15 protein-coding genes are annotated in these 19672 nt (G+C 71.0%); 8 read left to right on the top strand and 7 right to left on the bottom strand.

Annotated features, from left to right (window positions below; translation table 11 throughout):
* Positions 1-99 precede the first annotated feature (99 nt).
* Both ACFW3L_RS18670 and ACFW3L_RS18665 read left to right on the top strand, forming a co-directional pair.
* Positions 100-1371 (top strand): SAM-dependent methyltransferase, encoded by a 1272-nt coding sequence (locus ACFW3L_RS18670; protein ID WP_378742110.1) that lies wholly within the window; start codon positions 100-102, stop codon positions 1369-1371.
* Positions 1372-1753: 382 nt separating this feature from the next.
* Positions 1754-3880, top strand: a complete 2127-nt coding sequence (locus ACFW3L_RS18665; protein WP_378742108.1) for a hypothetical protein — start codon at positions 1754-1756, stop codon at positions 3878-3880.
* A gap of 201 nt (positions 3881-4081) precedes the next feature.
* Here the strand turns inward: ACFW3L_RS18665 and ACFW3L_RS18660 are convergent, their stop codons facing one another.
* From ACFW3L_RS18660 to alr, 6 genes are all read right to left on the bottom strand, one after another.
* Positions 4082-5038 (bottom strand): zinc-binding dehydrogenase, encoded by a 957-nt coding sequence (locus ACFW3L_RS18660; RefSeq protein WP_378742106.1) that lies wholly within the window; start codon positions 5036-5038, stop codon positions 4082-4084.
* Between the two features lie 107 nt (positions 5039-5145).
* The gene (gene tsaD, locus ACFW3L_RS18655; protein WP_378742104.1) at positions 5146-6177 is read right to left on the bottom strand and encodes a tRNA (adenosine(37)-N6)-threonylcarbamoyltransferase complex transferase subunit TsaD; all 1032 of its coding nucleotides are present in this window, start codon (positions 6175-6177) and stop codon (positions 5146-5148) included.
* Positions 6170-6607: a ribosomal protein S18-alanine N-acetyltransferase gene (gene rimI, locus ACFW3L_RS18650; protein WP_378742449.1), complete on the bottom strand. Its 438-nt coding sequence runs from the start codon at positions 6605-6607 to the stop codon at positions 6170-6172. Before rimI ends, tsaD begins: the two co-directional genes overlap by 8 nt.
* 23 nt (positions 6608-6630) lie before the next feature.
* Entirely contained in the window at positions 6631-7311 is a 681-nt protein-coding gene (gene tsaB, locus ACFW3L_RS18645) for a tRNA (adenosine(37)-N6)-threonylcarbamoyltransferase complex dimerization subunit type 1 TsaB (RefSeq protein ID WP_378742102.1), read from the bottom strand.
* An 11-nt stretch (positions 7312-7322) separates the two neighbouring features.
* On the bottom strand, positions 7323-7829 hold the full coding sequence (tsaE, locus tag ACFW3L_RS18640) for a tRNA (adenosine(37)-N6)-threonylcarbamoyltransferase complex ATPase subunit type 1 TsaE (RefSeq protein WP_378742099.1): 507 nt from the start codon (positions 7827-7829) through the stop codon (positions 7323-7325).
* Between the two features lie 111 nt (positions 7830-7940).
* Positions 7941-9056, bottom strand: a complete 1116-nt coding sequence (gene alr, locus ACFW3L_RS18635) for an alanine racemase (protein ID WP_378742097.1) — start codon at positions 9054-9056, stop codon at positions 7941-7943.
* Positions 9057-9146: 90 nt separating this feature from the next.
* Here alr and ACFW3L_RS18630 point away from each other — a divergent pair, with 90 nt between their 5' ends.
* The 4 genes from ACFW3L_RS18630 (at position 9147) to ACFW3L_RS18615 (ending at position 12290) form a co-directional block, all read left to right on the top strand.
* The gene (locus ACFW3L_RS18630; protein WP_378742094.1) at positions 9147-9779 is read left to right on the top strand and encodes a DUF6069 family protein; all 633 of its coding nucleotides are present in this window, start codon (positions 9147-9149) and stop codon (positions 9777-9779) included.
* Between the two features lie 156 nt (positions 9780-9935).
* Entirely contained in the window at positions 9936-10844 is a 909-nt protein-coding gene (locus ACFW3L_RS18625) for a hypothetical protein (protein WP_378742092.1), read from the top strand.
* Positions 10831-11388: a hypothetical protein gene (locus ACFW3L_RS18620; protein ID WP_378742090.1), complete on the top strand. Its 558-nt coding sequence runs from the start codon at positions 10831-10833 to the stop codon at positions 11386-11388. The genes ACFW3L_RS18625 and ACFW3L_RS18620 overlap by 14 nt, the downstream gene beginning before the upstream one ends.
* Positions 11385-12290, top strand: a complete 906-nt coding sequence (locus tag ACFW3L_RS18615) for a hypothetical protein (protein ID WP_378742088.1) — start codon at positions 11385-11387, stop codon at positions 12288-12290. The genes ACFW3L_RS18620 and ACFW3L_RS18615 overlap by 4 nt, the downstream gene beginning before the upstream one ends.
* A 42-nt stretch (positions 12291-12332) precedes the next feature.
* On the opposite strand, the gene ACFW3L_RS18610 is transcribed toward ACFW3L_RS18615, so the two are convergent.
* On the bottom strand, positions 12333-13541 hold the full coding sequence (locus ACFW3L_RS18610; RefSeq protein ID WP_378742086.1) for an ROK family protein: 1209 nt from the start codon (positions 13539-13541) through the stop codon (positions 12333-12335).
* A 115-nt stretch (positions 13542-13656) separates the two neighbouring features.
* On the opposite strand from ACFW3L_RS18610, the gene ACFW3L_RS18605 reads away from it, so the two are divergent.
* Positions 13657-14796: a Gfo/Idh/MocA family protein gene (locus ACFW3L_RS18605; RefSeq protein ID WP_378742447.1), complete on the top strand. Its 1140-nt coding sequence runs from the start codon at positions 13657-13659 to the stop codon at positions 14794-14796.
* 364 nt (positions 14797-15160) lie between these two features.
* Positions 15161-19504, top strand: a complete 4344-nt coding sequence (locus ACFW3L_RS18600) for a ThuA domain-containing protein (protein WP_378742084.1) — start codon at positions 15161-15163, stop codon at positions 19502-19504.
* Positions 19505-19672 lie beyond the last annotated feature (168 nt).

Below are 19672 nucleotides of genomic sequence, written 5' to 3'. Positions count from 1 at the left end.
TTAGCACTCTACCCCCGAGAGTGCCAGAATGGAAATGTGGCGGGGGCCCGGACCGACGGGCGGGCCCGCCCCACCGTCGTGCCCACAGCAGGAGGTTCCATGCGCGTCCCCGCGTTCTCGGCGCTGCTCACCGACGCGGGACGGGAGGTCCTCGCCGGGGTGGACCCCGCCGCCACGGCCAGCGACCCCCTGGCCACCGCGTCGCGGCTGCGCGCCGACCCACGGGTCGCCGCGCTCGCCCCCGACCTCCCGGTTTCCGAACTGGTCAACGCCGTGATGACCCAGGTGGGCCTGCGGGAGCGCGGCCGGGCCAAGTTCGGGCAGAACGCCGCGCGCATGTTCTTCACCCCGAACGGCCTGGAGCAGTCCACCCGCCGGAGCGTGGCCGAGTACCGCGCCGAGCGCACCGCCGGGCACCTGCCCGCCTCGGTGGCCGGGGGCGCCGTCGCGGGCGACCTGTGCTGCGGGATCGGCGCCGACCTCCTGGCCCTGGCCGGGCGCGGCGTGCCGGTGGAGGGCGTGGACGCCGACCCCCTGACCGTGGCGGTGGCCCGGGCCAACATCGAGGCGTTGGGGCTGTCCGCGCACGCCCGGGTCCGGGAGGGTGACGTGAACGGGGTCGCGGTGGGTGACCACCCCCTGCTGTTCTGCGACCCGGCCCGGCGCGGAGGGCGGGGCCGGGTGTTCGACCCGGCCGCCTACTCGCCACCGTGGGACGTGGCCACCCGACTCGCGGAGGGTGCGGAGGCCGCGTGCCTGAAGGCCGCCCCGGGGATTCCGCACGAGGTCCTCTCCCCCGCCGCGTCAGCCGAGTGGATCTCGGTGGACGGGGAGCTGAAGGAGACCGCTCTGTGGTTCGGCGGGCTGGGCTTCGGCCCGGACGGGCCACGACGGCGCGCGACGGTGCTGCACGAGCGCGCGGGCCTGTTGGCGAGAGAGGGCGCGGTGGCGCACCTGGACGAGGAGACGGGCCTGGGCCCGGCGCCGGTCGCGCCCGCCCGGCGCTACCTGTACGACCCGGACCCGGCCGTGGTCCGCTCCCACCTCGTGGCGGAGGCGGCGGCACGGGTGGACGGCGCGCTGCTGGACGAGCGGATCGCCTACTTCACCTCGGACCGGCCCGAGCGCTCACCCCTGTGGCGGGTGCTGGAGGTGCTGGAGTTCGCGCCGTTCTCACTGAAACGCGTGCGCTCCTCGGTGCGTGCGCACAAGGCCGGAACGGTAACGATCAAGAAACGCGGTTCGGCGGTGGACACCGAGAAACTCCGACGTGATCTGCGCGCCTCGGGACCGGAATCGGTGACGGTCGTCCTCACGCGAATCGGCGAGAAACCGTTCTACCTGCTGTGCCGTGAAACCGAAGCGGGATAGGACCTCCGGAAGCACCGCCTCGGCCCGCGTTCGAGTGCGACCGGGGCCACATTCGGAACCGGCCGCGCAGACCATATCGTTATCTCCCGCACCCATATCTTTCGCGGACCCCTGGGGTCTCGTGGGACTGTGTCGTTAAACTGGCGCCGCAGATTTCTTTCCCTTCTCATGGGTTCTCCGGAAGGCCGTGCTCGTGTGATCCGTTCAGCGGTTCGGTCGGCACCGGACCCACGCCCCCCTTGTATACACACAGTCACACTTCGGTCACATTGGGGCGCGGTCGGCGCGGTGCATCGACCGCCCGGGGACCATCGAGAACCCGTCCGCGCGACCACCGTGCGGCGAAGTGGGCGGGAGCGCCAGAACCATAAGGAGCACCTCGGTGGAACAGACCAATCACAACTTCCTCAACGCTGGAGGCCAGGCCGGAGTCTCCGACCGGATGCGTGACCTGCTCTCCCAGGCCGCCCAGGAGCACGTCTCCGAGCAGAAGTCCCAGGGTGCCGTCAGCGAGGAGATGCGCCAGCGCCTTGAGGGCATGGAGTGGCTGCTCCGCGAGCTGCGCGAGCGCGAACTGACCGCGCTCGCCGAGGCGATCACCACCGTCGACGGTCGGATCGACGACTTCCTGGCACGTCCGCCCGAGTGGGCCGAGGCCCTGGCCGAGCACATCGAGGTGGTCGGCAGGCAGGTCAAGCCGCTGTCGGAGATGTCGTCCCTGCGGGCCGACACCCAGCGCGTGGCCGGACACCTGGACACCGCCCTCACTCGGCTCCAGCGCATGGCCGAGACCGGCAACCGCACCTCCGAGCAGGTCACCGAGATCAGCGAGCGCGTCACCGAGCTGGGCGAGACCGTCGGCACCCGCCTGGACGCCCTGGACCGGGCCCTGGCCGACCTCGGCACCCGCGCCGAGGCGATCGAGGCCTCGCTGTCCGCCCTGGACACCACCCTGGGCGAGCGCCACGAGGAGCTGAGCGCCACGGTCCGCACCACCCTGGCCGAGGGCAGGGAGCAGCTGGCCGAGGCGATCTCCGAGAGCCGCTCGACCGTCGAGACCGCCGTGAAGGAGAGCCGCGAGGCCCTCGAAACGGCCGGTCAGGAGCACCGCGAGGCCCTGGAGACCGCCACCGCCGAACTCGGTGAGCGCGTCACCACCGGCCTCACCTCCTCCCTGGAGGAGCGCACGACCGCACTGCGCGGCTTCGTCGAGGAGCGCACCGCCGAGCAGCACGAGACTCTGCTCTCCCGCCTCCAGGAGAACACCGGCGAGCTGGGTGAGCGCACCACCGCCCTCGCCGAGGAGCTGGGCGCCCTCGCCACGGCCTCCGGCGAGCGCCACGACACCCTCTCCCAGGAGCTGAGGGACCACGCGGCCGCTTCCCAGAAGCGCCACGAGGAGATCACCGGCAAGGTCACCGAGAGCGTCGGCCACCTGAACACCCAGGCCGAGGAGAACCACGCCGAGGCCACCGCGGCCGTCGCGGACGTCACCGGTTCGCTCGCCAAGCTGCGGGAGAACCACGAGAAGTCCCTGAACGACCTGCGTTCGCACGTGCGCCAGCGCCTGGCCGAGCTCGACGAGCAGATCGAACTGGGTCGCACCGAGACCCGCGAGCACGCCGAGAGCACCGCCGAGGGGCTGCGCGAGTCGCTGACCAAGCGCACCGACTCCCTCTCCACCCGGATCGCGGAGGACGCCGCGAAGGTCGCCGCCGACCTGGCCGAGCTGCGGGCGTTCGTCCAGGAGGACAACGCCAAGCTGGCCTCGGAGGCCGAGGACCGGCACCAGACGCTGACCGAGGCGCTGACCGACCAGGCCGACGCCCACCGCACCGCGCTCGACGAGCGGCTGGAGCGCCACCGCGAGAGCCTCAACGGCAAGGTGGACAACCACCTGTCGCAGATCACCGGCAAGGTCGACCACGAGCTGGGCCGCCTCACCGACCGGTTCGACACCTTCGAGGGCCACTTCGAGGGCAGCTTCGAGGGCGTCGAGGGCAAGATCGACCGCGTCGACGGCCGGATCGACGGCCTCAACGGCCGCCTGGACGGCATCGACGGCCGGGTCAACGGCGTCGAGGGCCAGTTCGAGGGCGTCAGCGGTCACTTCGAGGGCGTCGACGGCCGCATGGAGGCCATCGACGACCGTCTGGAGGCGCTCAACCAGCGCCTCAACCAGCTGCCGCAGACCCTGGAGGTCAGTGAGCTGCACCGCCGCCTGACCGAACTGGTGGACCGTCCACTGCTGGACCACTCCGGCAGGCTCGACGAGATCGACTCCCACGTCACCACGGCGGTGGACCCGGTCATCCGTGAGCTCAAGCAGCGCCCGGACCGCCACGAGCTGGAGGAGACCGTCACCGAGGCGGTCGAGAACTCGCACGACGACATCACCAAGCGGTTCTCCTCGCTGGAGGAGACCGTGCTCGCCCTGGCCGAGGCGCTGCTGCGCCCGGGCCGCGACGGCAAGAAGAAGCGCCGCCGCGACGAGGACGACGACGAGTAACCCCACGTCAGCGTGAGGGGCCCGGGGCGGTGACCGCCCCGGGCCCCTCGCGTGTGCCCGTCCCAAACCAACGGCGAGGTCGAGCGGTCCCGCCGTTGGTCCGCGCCGGGGAACGGACCTACGCCCCACCCTTCGTTCGTGGGGTGGTCGCCTCACCACGAAGACCGGTTCCACACCGCGGTGAGCGGCCCTCCCCTACGGCTAGGGCACGAGGACGATCTTGCCGAACTGCTCACCGGCCGCCAGCGCCCTGAAGGCCTCGCGGGCGTCCCCGAGCGGCAGCACCCGGTCGATCACGGGACGCAGCCCGGTGCGTACGCACATCTCGGTGAGGGCGACCAGTTCCTCCTTGGTGCCCATGGTCGAGCCGAGCACCCGCAGCTGGAGGAAGAAGACCCGGGCGAGCTCGGCGGAGGGGGCGTCGCCGCTGGTGGCCCCGCAGGTGACGACGGCGCCGCCGGGCTTGAGCGAGTGGAGGGAGTGCCGCCAGGTGGCCTGTCCGACCGAGTCGAAGACCACGTCCACCTTCTCCGGGAGTCGCTCCCCTGAGGGCAGCGCGGCGTGGGCGCCCAGCCCGAGGGCGCGGGCGCGCTTCTCCTCGCTCCTGCTGGTGACGTACACGCGGTGCCCGACCCGCGCGGCCATCGCGACGAGGGCGGCGGAGACCCCTCCACCGGCGCCCTGCACGAGGACCGTGGAACCGGGCCTCAGGTCGGCCTTGCCGAAGAGCATGCTGTAGGCGGTCAGCCAGGCGGTGGGCAGGCAGGCCGCCTCCTCGAAGGACAGCTCCGGGGGTTTGGGGACGAGATTCGCGCGGGGGACCAGCACCTTCTCCGCGAGGGTTCCGTCGTGGATCTCCGAGAGGAGGGAGAAGCGCGGTGAGCGGCCCGGTTCCGACGGTTCCCGGACCACCCCGTGCACGATGACCTCGTTGCCGTCCTCGTCGATCCCAGCGGCGTCCCCGCCGAGGACCATCGGGAGGCGGTCCTCGCTCAGCGCGACCCCGCGCAGGCTCCAGAGGTCGTGGTGGTTGAGCGCGGCGGCCCTGACCCGGACAGTGGTCCACCCCTCGCGGGGCGCGGGGTCGGGCCGCTCACCGGCCTCCAGACCGGACAGGGGGTCGTCGAACGAGATGCGTGCAGCCGAGATCGCGAACATACCGGCACCCAACCACAGCGGCCCGGCGCCGTTCCCCGCAGGGTGCGCCGGGCCGGTGTCGAAGAGACCTCGGCTCCGCCGGTCCGGTGACCGGCGGAGCTCGGTGACTACACGGCCAGCGGGGACTCCACGGGCAGCGAGGTGTCCGTGGCCAGGTCCAGGGTGGACGGCGGCAGGCCCGCCGCGACCACCTCGGCGCCCAGGGCGGCGATCATCGCGCCGTTGTCCGTGCACAGACGGGGCCGTGGGACACGCAGCTCGATCCCGGCCTCCTGGCAGCGCTGTTCGGCCAGGACGCGCAGCGCCGAGTTGGCGGCCACTCCGCCACTGATCACCAGGGTGCTCACGCCGTGCTCCACGCAGGCGTCGACCGCCTTGCGGGTGAGCACGTCCACCACGGACTCCTGGAAGGCGGCGGCGATGTCGGCCACCACCAACGGGGCGCCCCGGCGTTCGGCGTCCTCCACGTGGCGGGCCACGGCGGTCTTCAGCCCGGAGAAGGAGAAGTCGTACGTGCCGTCGCCCCACTTGCCGCGCGGGAAGCGCATCGCCTTCGGGTCGCCCCGCTGGGCCGCCTGGTCGATGGGCGGGCCGCCCGGGTAGGGCAGCTCCAGCAGACGCGCGACCTTGTCGTAGGCCTCCCCGGCGGCGTCGTCGACGGTGTCACCGAGCGAGACCACGTCGGTGGCCAGGTCGTTGACCAGCAGCAGCGACGTGTGCCCGCCGGAGACCAGGAGGGCGATCGAGGGCTTGGGCAGGGGACCGTGCTCCAGCTGGTCCACGGCGACGTGTCCAACGAGGTGGTTGACCCCGTAGAGGGGCTTGCCGAGCGCCATCGCGTAGGCCTTGGCGGCGGAGACGCCGACCAGGAGGGCACCGGCGAGCCCGGGCCCGGCGGTCACCGCGACGGCGTCCACGTCGGACAGCTTCGCCCCGGCGGAGTCCAGGGCGCGGCGCACGGTGGGGGTCATCGCCTCCAGGTGGGCGCGGCTGGCCACCTCGGGCACCACACCGCCGAACCGCACGTGCTGGTCGACGCTGGAGGCCACCGACTCGCCCAGCAGCTCGCACCCCCGGACCAGCGCCACGCCGGTCTCGTCGCAGGACGACTCGATCCCCAGGATCAACGGCTCACTCATGGCTCCCCTTCTCCGCGACACGGCGCATGACGATCGCGTCCGCCCCCTTGTAGTAGCCCCGGCGCACGCCGATCGCCTCGAAGCCGAAACGTGTGTACAGGTCCTGGGCGCGCGGGTTGTCCGAGCGGACCTCCAGGAACATGTGGGTGACACCGCGCGCGGCGGCCTGGTCGAGGAGTTCGGTGAGCAGCGCCCGGCCGATCCCCCTCCCCCACGCGGTCTCCGCGACGGCCATGGTCTGGACGTCGCCCTCGGGCGGGACGAACCGCAGTCCGGCGTAGCCCAGGAGCCCGGTCTCGGACTCGGCCACCACGTAGTGGCGGGTGGCGGCCTCGGCCAGTTCGTCGCGGAGCACGCCCTCGGTCCAGGCGTCGAGCGGGAACAGGGCGCGTTCCAGGTCCATGACGGCCGGAACGTCGGCGGCGGTCATCTGGCGCAGCGCCACCGGCGCGGTCACCTCACCCACTGGCGCACCTTCTTCGGGGCTCCGGGCTCGACCGCGTCGGGACGGCGCAGGTAGAGCGGGGCGGGTTCGGCCAGTTTCTCGCCACGGTGCAGGCGCAGCAGGGCGAGCTCGGCCATGGCGGCGGCGTCCGGGTGGAGGGGTTCCAGGGCGGCGGTGTCCTCCGCGCCCAGCACGTCGGCGTACATGCGGGCGCCGTCCCCGACCAGCGGCAGGCCGCCGGTGTCGATCTCGGCGGGCCGGTCCACCCGCACCTCGCCCACCCGGGTGAGGTGGTCGTCGTAGCGCGCCCAGAACACCTCCTTGCGGCGGGCGTCGGTCATGCCCAGGAACGGCTCGGTCCTCCGGGTGGCGAAGGCCAGGGCGTCCAGGGTGGTGACCCCGTGGCAGGGGACGTCCAGCGCGTCGGCGAGGGCGTGGGCGGTGGCGAGGCCCACGCGCAGGCCGGTGTAGGGGCCGGGGCCCATGCCGACCGCGATGTGGTCGAGGTCGCCCAGCACGAGCCCGGACTCGGTGAGCAGGTTCTGGATGGTGGGCGCGAGGAGCTCGCCGTGGCGGCGGGCGTCCACCGAGCTGGCGCTGGCGCGCAGCAGGAAGGAGCCGTCGGGGGTGGTCTCCCCGATGGCGGCGGTGACCGCCGGGGTGGCGGTGTCGAAGGCCAGGAGCAGCACGGGAGTTCCGCCTATCCGTTCCCGGCGGCGGTGCCGGGCAGGTCGATGTCGGTCCACCGCGCGCCGACGGGGCGCAGGTGGACGGTGCGGGTGTCGTCGGGGTGGCGTTCGATCCGGATCTCCAGGCGGTCGTCGGCCAGGCCCTCGGCCACGCCCTCACCCCACTCGACGACGGTGACGGACTCGCCCAGGGTCATGTCCAGGTCGATGTCGTCGACCTCGTCGGGGCCGCCGAGCCGGTAGGCGTCCACGTGCACCAGGGCGGGCCCGCCGACCAGGGACGGGTGGATTCTGGAGATGACGAAGGTGGGCGAGGTGACCGAGCCCCGTACGCCGAGGCCCTGTCCGAGCCCCTGGGTGAGGGTGGTCTTGCCCGCTCCCAGCGGCCCGGAGAGGATCAGCAGGTCCCCGGGGCGGGAGAGTGCGGCCAGGTCACGGCCCAGAACGCGCATGTCCTCGTCCGTCGCGGCGGTGACCGCGTGGACGTGGGACGCGGTGGTGGCTGTGGTGTCTGTCATCGCTCTCACAGGTTGGTCCGTGTGGTGGTCAGCGTCGGAGCGCGCCGAAGGTCCCTCTTCACCCAGGTTAGGCCGGGTGGGGAAGGTTCGTGACCGATATCGGGGACTCCGTCAGCCGACGTACTCGCGGGGCACCCGGGAACCGATCCGCGTGATGATCTCGTACGGGATGGTCTCCAGGACGTCGGCCCAGTCCTGCGCGGTGGGCACGCCCCGGCTGGGGTCCCCGAACAGGACCGCGAGGTCGCCCGCGCTCACCGGGTCGTCTCCCACATCCACAACGAACTGGTCCATGCAGACTGTTCCCGCGATGGTGCGGCGGGCGCCGCCCAGCTGGACCGGGCCCCGGTTGGTGGCGGCGCGGGGCACCCCGTCCGCGTAGCCGAGCGGGACGAGGGCCAGGGTGGTCTCCTCCTGGGTGACGTACCGGTGGCCATAGGAGACGCCGCTGCCTGCGGGGACGCGTTTGGTGAGCGCGACCTTCGATTCGAGGGTCATCGCGGGCCGCAATTCGGGCACGTCCAAATCGGGGATCGGGCAGAGTCCATAACTCGCGATTCCGGCCCGCACCAGATCGAACCGAGCCTCCGGCAGGGTCAACAGCGCGGCCGAGTTCGCGATGTGCCGGACCTCCGGGGTCAGCCCCGCCTTGTCGGCCACCAGGAGCGCCTCGTGGAAGACGTCCAGCTGCGCCTGGATCGACGGGTGGCCGGGCTCGTCCGCGCAGGCGAAGTGCGACCACACTCCGGTGATCCGGACGGTGCCCTCCCGCTCCGCGAGCGCCGCGGCCTCGACCACGGAGGCCCAGTCGACCCGGTTCACGCCGCCCCGGTTCAGCCCGGTGTCCGCCTTGAGCTGGACCCGCGCGACCCTGCCCAGGCGACGCGCCTCGGAGATCACCGTGTCCAGCACGGCACGGTCGCTGACACCGAGGTCGATGTCGGCCTCGATCGCCTCTCCCACGGGCTCGCCCGGCGGGATGATCCAGGACAGGACGGGCACGGTGATCCCGGCCCGGCGCAGCTCCAGCCCCTCCTTGATGAGCGCGGTCCCCAGCCAGGCGGCGCCGCCAGCGATCAGGGCGCGCGCGGCGGGAAGCATCCCGTGGCCGTAACCGTCGGCCTTGACCACCCCCATGAGGGGCGTCCCCCCGGCCAGTTCACGGAGCAGCCGGGCGTTGGAGGTGATCGCGTCGAGATCGACGCGAGCGTGCGCGAAAGGAGCCATACCCACAGTGTTCCACGCGTGGGTTACCGCTGCGGAGCTGCGGGTATGTGGCCTACGACCGAGTTCGAGCCCTATTTTGGGGATATCGGTATGAACGAAATCGGAAGTGAACGAGCCGTCAACGTGACCCGGCTGTGGTCCGGCGGTCTGGCCACCGCGGTGGTCGCCGCTCTGGTCATCTTCGCCGGAACCCTGGTGGTTCGCGGGGTCTTCGGCGTCCCGGTGCTGGCACCGGAGGAGGCCGGGAACCTGGGTGACGCCGGGACGGTCGGTTACGCGCTCCTGGCGGGGCTGGTCGCGCTGCTCGCGACCGCACTGCTCCACCTGCTGCTGCTGTCCGCGCCCCGGGCGCTCTCGTTCTTCGGCTGGATCGTCGGTCTGGCCACGGCCATCGCGGCCGTCACGCCCTTCACACAGGGCGCCGAGATCTCCAGCCAGGTCGCGACGGGCCTGATCAACCTGGTCTGCGGTATCGCCATCGCCTCGCTGCTGCGCGGCGTCGGCCGGACCGCGGTCGTCAGCCGGGTCCCCCGGCAGGCCAGACGCGAGGCGGGCCCGGCGCTGCGCCACGAGGGCGTCCTGCCCGACGTCGACCAGCGGGAGTACGACCCCACGCGCTACCGCGCGATGGAGGAGGACGCCGAGTACGACGCGGCCCGGGGCCGCGCCGAGGCCCAGCGCGCGGAGGAGGACCGTGCCCGTCACGGCACCCGCGACGACTGACCGCGGACGTGACACCGCCGGGGGCGGGGACCCGAGAGGTCCCCGCCCCCTTCGCGTGCCAGGATTTCCACTGCACGGCAGAACCCGCCGTCGCACCCAACGGTCTCACCGTATGGCCCCAGAACTCAGCCCTCCGCCCCGACGGGAGAGCCCCCCATGTCCCAACCCCCAACCAGCCCCGACTCCGAAGCGCAACAGCGCGAGAAGGACAATAGGGCCACCCAACTGGAGGCGATGCTTCGTTGGGCTGGCTTGAGCGACCGGGGGATCGAGAAGCTCCGGAACGGTCAGGACCGCACCGGACCGGGCTGGCAGCGCCTGGCGAAGGCGGTGGAGAACAAGTACCCAGCCATGGGGAAGAAGTCGGCAGAAGCCGATGCTGTCCGGCCTGCGGTCGTCGAAGGTCTGCGCTTCGCACGTAGGGGGAGCTCCAGCTTGCAAGAGTTCGCGTACCGATACGAGTACTTCAAGGCCCTCTACGACGAACAGAGCCAGGACATCCTGACCAATAGGCGAGATCTGTCCAAGACCGAGAGACACGAACTAGCCTCCAGAAGAATGACCAGAATCGACGCCCAGGGCGTGCTCGATTCAGACACGGAAATAATCCGCAAAGAGCGCAGCCAGGAGCGAGTCGATATTGACCTGAACCAGAGCGAAGAGGAAATCGTCGCAGCAATACGAGAACAGGCTGAAAACATCGGCATGGGCCACGACACATCCACCGCCTACCATGCCCGAAAACACTTCGGTGAACTCCCAAAGGAAGAACAGGTAGGGCACCCCATATCGGCCTATCTCAAGAGCCTGGCCTCAACAATTCAAAACGGGGAGGCCAGCAACTTCACCAGGATGGACGAGGGACAATCAGCCAGCCTTGTCATCGACCGAATACTTCCACGAAAAAGAGACGGCTCCCCCAAGAGACAGGAATCCGAAGCAAAGGAAGCGGGGGAAGTTTCCGTACTCCGAGCCCGACTGTTCGTCCGACCGCACACAGGAGTCGTGGCACCCACCCACATGAGAGACAAGGCAGAGAGGCCAGCTGACCATGAACGAGGCTAGGACCGAGGAGAACGCGATCCTCGCCCTGCTCGAAAGCACCGCGAGTGAATCAAGCGGAGCTGCCGTAGCGAGTATCTATGATGAGGCCGTGGACCGACTCGTGACCCTGTGGGTGCACAACAGGAACAACGAACAAGAGTGGCCTTCGGACTTCGTTGACGCAGTCCGTGAACTCCTTAAATCCGATGCCAATCGCCATGGATTTCAGGCATACGTAGGCAAGTGTGAGAGCCTAGCACTGAGAAGCATGCAGGATGGCTTCCGACGCTCCTGCTACTATCGAAGTCACATTCAGGTTGTGATCGAAGAGTTTGTTCCCTTCGCCGCCCTCGTCCATCCGGCGGATGTTGAGTCACTGGCCGATATTGACGAGATCTACGTCGATGACGCCAATCAGATCCCGCCCATCCCCCCGCAGGACATCCCCTCCTGGGTGCCCGAATCCCACTGGTGGTGGCGGGCTCCCACACGCCTGGACATGAGCCAGCAGGAAATCGACGAAAAGCTCAACGACTACCACCCCGAGGACTGGGAAACCCCATGACCAACTCCGACGACCGTCGCTCCCCGGTGGAGAGCCGCCTCCAGCGGGACATCGCTGAGGTGAACGCCCTGGGGCGGGGCGGCGTCCGCGTCGACCTGAGCGCCGGGTCCAAGGCCGTGGTGAAGGCCCTGCGCGAGTCCGCCGACCGGATCGGATTCGACTCCCCGATCAACGCGGCGGTGCACGTCATGCGCCGCCTCGACGAACTCCCCCCGGCGGAGCGCGGGAACCCGATCCCCTCGTACCACGCCTCCGCCTCGGAGTCCGTGCGCACAGGGCGGGCCAGGTCCGGAGGCGTCGACGAGGGTGTGTTGAGCCTGCTCTTCGAGCGGGTCGCCCCCCTGACTCCTCTGGCCACGGTCACACTCACGACCCAGGTGGAGATCATGGGCGACGGCACGGCCTACCTGGCCGAGCACGGCTGGCCCTCTCCCCCGCAGCGTCCCGTCCACGCCTTCACCGGCAGCCCCGGGGAACTACTGGAGCGGGCCCGGGTCGACCTCGCCGACCCGGAGGTCCCCTTGGAGCAGTCGTTGCTGTTGCTGTGGGGAGCCCGCACCGGTTCGGCCGACCTGGTCGGCACGCAGGAGCAGCGCCTCTCGGTCGCGGAGCGTGCCGGGGTACGCGGCGGGGAGATCCGGAGGACGCTCTCCCGAGCCGGGCAGCTGGCCTCCGGCCCCGAGTGGTACGCGGCCTGCCTGTACCGGTCGATGCTGGAGAACCTGTTCGAGGGCTTCCTGGGCGCGGTGGCCTTCGCCGTGGTCAAGCCGGAGGACATCGACGACGTCGACGAGGAGCTGAGGGAGGGGCTGCCCCAGGCCGAGGACGCCGTCCCCTCGGCGGTCCCGGCCGGTGTGCCCGAGGGGCACTGGTGGTGGCGGGCCCCGTTCGCCCGTTCCTGATCCACCGCCGAGGCGTGGGCCCGACCACGGGCCCCGCTCCGGTCAGGCGCCCATGACGAGGGACTCGGCGTGCTCGGGGCTCAGGCAGTGCTCGATGACCATGACGGCCGCGCCGATCACGCCCGCGCTCTCTCCCGCCTTGGACGAGGCGATGCTCAGGTTCTCCGTGGCCAGCGGCAGCGAGCGCTGGTAGATGACCTCCCGGACCCCGGCGAGCAGGTGGTCCCCGGCCATGGCCAGCGCACCCCCGACGACGATCACCGACGGGTTGAACATGTTCACCGAGGCGGCCAGGACCTCACCGACGTCGCGTCCCGCCTGACGCAGGGCGCGCAGCGCCGGGACCGACCCGTTGCGGGACAGCTCCACCACGTCGCGGGCGCCCGAGGCGGGGACCCCCTCGGCGGTGAGGGCCTCCGCGAGCGCGTGTCCGCTGGCCACCGCCTCCAGGCAGCCGGTGTTGCCGCAGCGGCAGGGCCGGTCGGCTCCGCTGGGCACGTGGATGTGCCCCATGTCCCCCGCGGCCCCCTGGGCGCCCCGGTAGACGCTGCCCTCGCTGACGATCCCGCAGCCGATGCCCGTGGCGACCTTCACGAAGAGCAGGTGGCTCGCGGTGGGCCAGGCGACGTGGTGTTCGCCGACGGCCATGATGTTGACGTCGTTGTCCACCAGCACGGGCCGGTCGATGCGGCCGCGCACGTGGCCGGACACGTCGAAGCCGTCCCAGCCGGGCATGATCGGCGGGTTGACCGCGCGCCCGGTGGAGTGCTGGACGGGTCCGGGCAGGCCCACGCCGACGCCGAGCAGGTCCCCGGTCCCGCGTCCGGCCGAGGCGAGCAGGGCGAGGCCGTGGTCCACCACCCAGTCCAGGACGTGTTCGGGGCCCAACGCGATGTCGATGTCGGCCCGGTCCTCCGCGAGCACCGTCCCCGACATGTCGGTGAGGGCGAGCCGGGCGTGGGTGGCGCCCAGGTCGGCGGCGAGCACCACGCGCGCGTCCGGGCGGAACGAGAAGGTCGTGGGCGGGCGCCCGCCGGTGGAGACGGCCTCACCGGCCGGGCCGATGAGCCCGCTGGCCAGGAGCGCGTCCACGCGCTGGGTGACGGTGGAGCGGGCCAGACCGGTGACGGAGGCCAGTTCGGAGCGGGTGCGTGGGCGCCCGTCGCGCAGCAGCCGGAGAAGGGTCCCGGCACCCGGCACGGCCGCGGCGGCCGGGGATCGCAGTGAGGCTGTCAGCGCGTCTTCCGTCATGGGACCAGTGAAGCACAGGATCTATTGAGTGGCCGTCATCCATCTATTTTGTCCACATCCGGCAACTTATGCTTGACCTTCGACATAAGTCGGACGTAACGTCTCGGTCATGTCAGTGAAACAGGTCACAGGTCTGGGTGGTTCGCCGGGACACTCCGCCCCCTCGGCCTACCGCGCCGCGGTGATCGGCACCGGCTTCATGGGCCGGGTCCACACCCACGCCGTCCGCGCCTCCGGCGGCGAGGTCGTCGGCGTGTCCGGGTCCTCCCCCGCCAGGGCCGAGGAGTTCCGCGCCGCCCACGGCCTCGCCTCAGCCCACGCCGACCCCCTCGAACTGATCCACCGACCCGACGTCGACGTGGTGCACGTGTGCACCCCCAACCATCTGCACGCCCCCCTGAGCCTGGCCGCCCTCGCGGCGGGCAAGCACGTGGTCTGCGAGAAGCCCCTGGCCACCGACGCCGAGACGGCCCGTGGTCTCACCCGCGCCGCGCACGAGGCCGACCGTGTCGCCGTGGTCCCCTTCGTCTACCGCTTCCACCCCATGGCCCGCGAGGCCCGCGCCCGGGTCGCCTCGGGCGCCGTCGGCCGGATCGGCCTCGCCCACGGCGGCTACCTCCAGGACTGGCTCCTCCACCCCGAGGAGGACAACTGGCGCGTCGATCCGAAGATCGGCGGTCCCACGCGGGCCTTCGGAGACATCGGCTCGCACTGGTGCGACATGCTGGAGTTCGTCACCGGCGACCGGATCAACGCGGTGAGCGCCCAGACCTCACGGTTCAACGAGCACCGGGGCGAGGCGGGCCGCGCGGTCACCACGGAGGACCTCGTCGCCCTCCAGTTCTCCACCGAGGGCGGGGCCGTGGGGACCGCCGTGATCAGCCAGGTCTCCCCCGGCCGCAAGAACCAGCTGGTGCTGGAGGTCTCCGGCACCGAGGGCTCGCTCCGCTTCGACCAGGAACGCCCCGAGACCCTCTGGGCGGGCGGGCGCGACCACACGACGATCATCTCCCGCGACGACCCCGGCCTCGGTCCGGACGCCGCCCGCATGGTCACCCTCCCGGTCGGCCATCCGCAGGGCTACCAGGACTGCTTCAACGCCCTGGTAGCGGACACCGGAGCCGCCGTGGCGGGCGGGGAACCCGAGGGCCTCCCCGTCTTCGCGGACGGCCTGCGGGCCGCCGTGCTCGCGGAGGCCGTGCTGGAATCGGCCCGCGAGCGCCGCTGGGTCGACCTGCCCCGAACGGACCCCTAGGGTGCGCGCGCCAGAGATCCGATCCGCCCAGGTTTGTACGAATGGCCGAGACACCCTCGACCGCGACGACCTGGACCGGTTACGGACCGTGAACCCAGGGGCCTCAACAGGTCACCCAGGGCCCCTGGTCAACGCGACCGCCACCAAGCACAATGCCAGCGAGTCGTCTCGCCCAGGTTCCTCCCTGCCCCCGACGAAAGGAGCCGCCGTGGACTGATCACACCGATGAGGCGGCCACCCCCCGCTTCCGAACGCGATAGCAGGTACTCCCCGACGGTTCGCCGTACGCGGCCCACCGTCCCTGCCGTCGGCGCCGGCACGCCGCACGGACTCATCGACCCCCCACCCCCAGGTGAGGTTTCCCGTGATCAAGAGACCCCTACGAACGCTGGGCGCGCTGACGGCGAGCATCGCGTTGGCCCTCGGGCTGACGTCGGTCCCGGCCCAGGCCGACGCCGTGGAGGAGGAGCCGTTCACCGCGCTCATCTTCTCCAAGACCACCGGCTTCCGACACGACTCCATCCCGTACGGCGTCGCCCTCTACGAGGCGCTGGCCGAGGAGCACGGCTTCGAGACCGAGCACTCCGAGGACGCCGACATCTTCAACCCGGAGGACCTGGCCCGCTTCGACGCGGTCATCTGGCTCTCCACCACAGGTGACGTCCTGGACGAGGGCCAGCAGGCCGCGTTCGAGGAGTACGTCCAGGCCGGCGGCGGCTACGTCGGCGTCCACTCCGCCTCCGACACCCACTACGACTGGGAGTGGTACGGCGACCTGGTCGGCGCCTACTTCGCCAGCCACCCGCCCGGCACCCAGGACGCCGAGGTGATGGTCAACGACCGCGCCCACCCCTCCACGTCCATGCTTCCGGCGAGCTGGGACCGGCACGACGAGTGGTACGACTACGACGTCAGCCCGCGCGGCGACGTCCACGTCCTGGCGGGCCTGAACGAGGCCTCCTACGAGGACGTCGTCGACCCGGCCGGGCAGATGGGCTTCGACCACCCGATCGCCTGGTGCCAGGTGTACGACGGCGGCAGGTCCTGGTACACCGGCGGCGGCCACACCGTCGAGTCGTACTCGGAGCCGGAGTTCACCGCCCACCTGCTCGGAGGACTCCAGTGGGCCGCCGGACAGGTCGAGGGCGACTGCGGCGCCACCCAGTGGGACAACTTCGAGAAGGTCACGCTCGCCCAGGGCGAGGAGAACGTCGGCGAGCCGATGGGCATGGCCGTGCTCCCCGACGGCCGGATCATGCACACCTCCCGCAACGGCCAGGTGTCCATGTGGTCCCCCGAGACCTACAGCACCAACGCGCTCGCGGACGTCCCGGTCTACGACCACGACGAGGACGGGCTCCAGGGCATCGCGCTCGACCCGGACTTCGAGGAGAACGGGTGGGTGTACCTCTACTACGCGCCCGTGATCGACGGCGTCCCCTCGGGCGCCGCACCGGAGAACGGCTCCGCGGAGGACTTCGAGCCCTTCGAGGCGCACAACAACCTCTCGCGCTTCCAGTTCGTGGACGGTGACGAACCCTCGCTGGACCTGGAGAGCGAGCAGGTGATCCTGGAGGTCGAGGCCACCCGGGGCATGTGCTGCCACGTCGGCGGCGACATCGACTTCGACCCCGACGGCAACCTCCTGCTCTCCACCGGCGACGACACCAGCGCCTTCGGTTCGGACGGGTTCAGCCCGCACGACGAGCGCGAGAGCCGCAACCCGGCCTTCGACGCCCAGCGCAGCTCCGGCAACACGAACGACCTGCGCGGCAAGCTGATCCGCATCGCGGTCGACGAGGACGGCGGATACGACATCCCCGAGGGCAACCTGTTCCCGCCCGAGACCTCCGACGCGGACCTGACCCGTCCCGAGATCCTGGCGATGGGTCTGCGCAACCCGTTCCGGTTCTCCGTCGACCAGAACGACGGCAGCGTCTACCTGGCCGACTACGGCCCGGACTCCCCCGTGGCCGACCCCGAACGCGGCCCGGAGAACACGGTCACCTGGCACCACATCACCGAGCCGGTCAACATCGGTTGGCCGTACTGCATCGGGAACAACTCCGCCTACAACAAGTACGACTTCGGGTCCGGCACCTCCGGGGAGGCGTTCGACTGCGACGCCCCGGTCAACGAGTCGCCGCGCAACACCGGTCTGACGGAGCTGCCCCCGGTCACCCCGGCGGCGATCTGGTACGGCTACGACGAGTCCGAGGAGTTCCCGCACCTGGGCACCGGCGGCGGCGCCCCGATGGGCGGCCCGGCCTACGACTTCGACCCGGAGCTCGACTCCGAGAACAAGTGGCCCGAGTACTACGACGGCGTCCCGCTGCTGTACGAGTGGAGCCGCCAGTGGATCAAGCAGGTGCACCTGGACGACGAGGGCGGCGTCCTCGACATCACCGAGACCGTCCCGGACATCGACCTGGCCAACCCCATGGACATGGAGTTCGGCCCGGACGGCGCCCTGTACGTGCTGGAGTACGGCTCCGGCTGGTTCGGCGGGTCCGCGGACTCGGCGATCTCCCGCATCGACTACTCCGGTTCCGGAGACAGCCCGGTGGCCCGGATCGGCACCAGTGCCACCTCCGGCCCGGCACCGCTGACCGTCGAGTTCTCCGGTGAGGACTCCTTCCACCCCGGGGGCCTGGCCTTCGACTACGCGTGGAACTTCGGGGACGGCACGACCTCGACCGACCCCGCGCCCACGCACACTTTCGAGGAGGCGGGCCGGTACAACGTCAGCCTCACGGTGACCGACTCCGAGGAGCGCACGGGCACGGCCACGGTGACCATCACCGCGGGCAACACCGCGCCCGAGGTCGCCTTCGACACCCCCCGGGACGGTCAGTTCTTCGACTGGGGCGACGAGATCCCGTTCGACGTGACCGTGGAGGACGCCGAGGACGGGTCCATCGGGGACGGCATCGACTGCGCCGAGGTGGAGGTCACCTCGTCGCTGGGCCACGACACCCACGCACACCCCTGGACCCAGTACGAGGGCTGTGAGGGTGTGAGCGTCACCGGGACCGACGGCGGTCACGGCCACGACATGAACATCTTCTGGGTCCTCCAGGCCGAGTACACCGACCACGGCGGGGACGGCGTCCCGGCGCTCACCGGCAGCGACGGGGTCAAGCTCAACCCGTCGCGGATGCAGGCGCAGTACTTCACCGGCTCCGAGGGCGTGGTCACCGACACCACGGAGGACCCCAACGGGGGCCTGCGCAACCTCGGCGGCATCCACCACGGCAGCTGGGTCTCCTACGACCCGGTCAACCTGCACGGCGTCGAACAGATCGGCTTCCGTGTGGCCTCGGACGGGGCGGGCGGCACCATCGAGGCCCGCGCCGACTCACCCGACGGTGAACTGGTCGGCTCGGTCGACGTCGCCCCCACCGGCGGCTGGCAGGAGTGGACCGACGTCACGATGGACGACGTCACCGACCCCGGCGGCACCATCGACCTCCACCTCGTCTTCGTCAACGACGGGGCCGGGGACGAGGCGCTGTTCAACGTCAACTACTTCGACGTGAACGCGGACCACGACGGCGGACACGAGGACGGGCCCGAGACCGAGCTGACCAGCCCGGCCGACGGCGCGACCTTCGGGTCGGGCGAGGACGTCCCCCTCGCGGCGGACGTCACCGACCACGGTGACGCCGGGATCGAGGAGGTGGAGTTCCTCGTGGACGGGCAGCCGGTCGCCACGGTGGCCGAGGGCCCCTACGAGGCCTCCTGGACCGACGTCCCGGACGGCGAGTACGCGGTCAGCGCCGTGGCCACCGACGGTGAGGGGCGTACCGGCACCTCCGCCACGCACACCATCACGGTCGGGGACGAACCCGCCCCCGTGGAGTGCGCGCCGCCCAACCTCGACGACGGCTACCGCGCCCTGTGGGACGGCGAGTCCCTGGACGGCTGGAACATGGCCGGACCGGGGAGCTTCGAGATCGTCGACGACGGTGACGGGTGCGTCCTCCAGACCGAGGGCGGCATGGGCCTGCTCTGGCACGAGGACGAGCTCGGCTCGTACCGGATGAAGCTGGACTACCTCACCCACGAGGAGTCCGACAACTCCGGTGTCTTCGTCGGCTTCCCCGACCCGGGCGACGACCCGTGGGTCGCGGTCAACGAGGGCTACGAGATCCAGATCGATCCGTACGGCGCCCCCGACGGTGACCCCCTCACCCAAACCGGGGCCGTCTACACGTTCCAGGCCGCCTCCTCCCACCCGGAGGTCGTGGGCGAGTGGAACACGATGGAGATCGAGGTCGACGACCCGATGATCCGCGTGTGGATCAACGGCGAGCTGGTCAACGAGTTCGAGAGCACCGACCCGGCCCGTGACCTCTCGGCCGGACGCGTCGGGCTCCAGAACCACGGCGCGAACGACCTCGTGTGGTTCCGCGACGTCCAGGTCACCGACCTGGAGGACGAGACGGAGGCGTTCACCTTCGCCGAGGTCCACGAACGGGTCGGGGAACTGGCCGAGGCGGGCGGACTGACGTTCTCGGAGGCCACCCGTCTCACCCGTCAGCTGGAGCTGGCCGAGCACCACGTGGACGCGGGCCGGCCCGCGCAGGCCGGACGCTCGCTCGACCGGTTCCGGACGACCGCCGAGACCGTGGCCGACCCCGACACCCGAGAGGAGCTGGGGCGCCTGGCCGACGGCCTCGAACACCTGACCGCACCACCCGAGTAGTCCCGGATCAGCAGTAACGCGACGAACCGTGGCGGGGGCGGGCCCCCGCCCCCCCCCCCCCCCCCCGGGGGGGGGGGGGGGGGCCCCCCCCCCCCGCCCCCCCCCCCGGGCAAACGTAAAGGGGGTTCCCGGGTGCACCGAAACGGGATCAACCCACACGGGGGCGAC

The organism is Nocardiopsis sp. NPDC058789 (assembly GCF_042745575.1).
GTDB lineage: Bacteria > Actinomycetota > Actinomycetes > Streptosporangiales > Streptosporangiaceae > Nocardiopsis > Nocardiopsis eucommiae.
Note: the sequence above shows the minus strand (reverse complement) of the source record. Positions and strands in the feature narration are given on the sequence as shown.

What these genes read in the sequence shown, in the direction of transcription:
- ACFW3L_RS18610 (WP_378742086.1), bottom strand. Translation starts at nt 13,541, where the DNA reads ATGACGGAAGACGCGCTGACAGCCTCACTGCGATCCCCGGCCGCCGCG.
- ACFW3L_RS18620 (WP_378742090.1), top strand. Translation starts at nt 10,831, where the DNA reads ATGAACGAGGCTAGGACCGAGGAGAACGCGATCCTCGCCCTGCTCGAA.
- alr (WP_378742097.1), bottom strand. Translation starts at nt 9,056, where the DNA reads ATGGCTCCTTTCGCGCACGCTCGCGTCGATCTCGACGCGATCACCTCC.
- rimI (WP_378742449.1), bottom strand. Translation starts at nt 6,607, where the DNA reads ATGACCGCCGCCGACGTTCCGGCCGTCATGGACCTGGAACGCGCCCTG.
- ACFW3L_RS18660 (WP_378742106.1), bottom strand. Translation starts at nt 5,038, where the DNA reads ATGTTCGCGATCTCGGCTGCACGCATCTCGTTCGACGACCCCCTGTCC.
- tsaD (WP_378742104.1), bottom strand. Translation starts at nt 6,177, where the DNA reads ATGAGTGAGCCGTTGATCCTGGGGATCGAGTCGTCCTGCGACGAGACC.
- tsaE (WP_378742099.1), bottom strand. Translation starts at nt 7,829, where the DNA reads ATGACAGACACCACAGCCACCACCGCGTCCCACGTCCACGCGGTCACC.
- ACFW3L_RS18615 (WP_378742088.1), top strand. Translation starts at nt 11,385, where the DNA reads ATGACCAACTCCGACGACCGTCGCTCCCCGGTGGAGAGCCGCCTCCAG.
- ACFW3L_RS18625 (WP_378742092.1), top strand. Translation starts at nt 9,936, where the DNA reads ATGTCCCAACCCCCAACCAGCCCCGACTCCGAAGCGCAACAGCGCGAG.
- ACFW3L_RS18630 (WP_378742094.1), top strand. Translation starts at nt 9,147, where the DNA reads ATGAACGAAATCGGAAGTGAACGAGCCGTCAACGTGACCCGGCTGTGG.
- ACFW3L_RS18670 (WP_378742110.1), top strand. Translation starts at nt 100, where the DNA reads ATGCGCGTCCCCGCGTTCTCGGCGCTGCTCACCGACGCGGGACGGGAG.